Raw genomic sequence first — 972 nt, 5'->3', positions numbered from 1 at the left:
AATTTTTGAAGAAGTTGCCAAAGAACATGATGTACAAATCAAAGCAATGGAAATTATGCCTGATCATGTTCATTTGTTCATTTCTTTTGACCCTCGTCAACATTTGCACAAAATTATACAAGCGTTTAAAAGGAAAAGCAGTCGAATATTAAGGGAAAAATATCCTTCGTTAAAAAGCAGACTACCGTCGCTATGGACACGAAGTTATTTTTGTTGTACTGTCGGCCATATTTCAGAAGAAGCGGTTAAACAATACATCGAAAATCAAAAGAACGTATAAAGGAAGTGGTGTCGTTGGCGAAAACAAAAACCAAAAGTTATGTGCTGACGTTGAAACTCAAAACAGAACTATGGCAGGCGCACATATTAGAGAAACGTTTTGAAATTGGCAGAAAAATATACAACGCTTGTTTGGGCGAATTGCTGAAACGGCATAAAAAACTACAACATGATAAGCAGTATCGTCATCTAGCCCAACAACCAAAATCAAAAGAAAGAAACAACTTGCTAAATGAGTTATATCGTCAGTACGGAATCAATGAATACGCTATGCACGATTTTGTTAAGCCAATGCAACACCATTTCAAGAAACACATCGACTCACACACCGCACAAAAAATCGCTACGAGAGCATGGATGGCAATGGAAAAACTCATCTTTGGTAATGCAAAAAAAGTGTCTTTTAAGAAATACAACGATATGGATTCATTAGAAGGAAAAACAAATAGCACAGGCATCCGTTTCAAAAACAAACATTTGCTTTGGAATGGTTTATCTATTCCTGTTATAATTCATCCAAACGACATATATGCACATCTGGCTCTACAAGACCGTATAAAATATTGTCGCATCGTCCGTAGACGAATTAGAGGAAAAATCAAGTATTTTCTTCAACTCACTCTTGAAGGTGTGCCACCAAAGAAAATAAACCGCCAAACAGGAGAAATAAAACATCCAATAGGGCGAGGCGAT

1 protein-coding gene and 1 pseudogene are annotated in these 972 nt (G+C 36.6%); both read left to right on the top strand.

From position 1 onward, the window contains the following. Positions 1-280, top strand: a 280-nt coding sequence (gene tnpA, locus ABEV15_RS08340; RefSeq protein ID WP_498852927.1) for an IS200/IS605 family transposase, incomplete at its 5' end; no start/stop codon positions are given. 8 nt (positions 281-288) lie between these two features. Beyond that, positions 289-972: pseudogene (locus ABEV15_RS08335) on the top strand (RNA-guided endonuclease TnpB family protein); the annotation flags it as partial.

The organism is Bhargavaea massiliensis (assembly GCF_050480245.1).
GTDB lineage: Bacteria > Bacillota > Bacilli > Bacillales > Anoxybacillaceae > Anoxybacillus.
The sequence above is the reverse complement of the archived record's forward strand: the minus strand, read 5'-3'. Positions and strand labels throughout refer to the sequence as shown.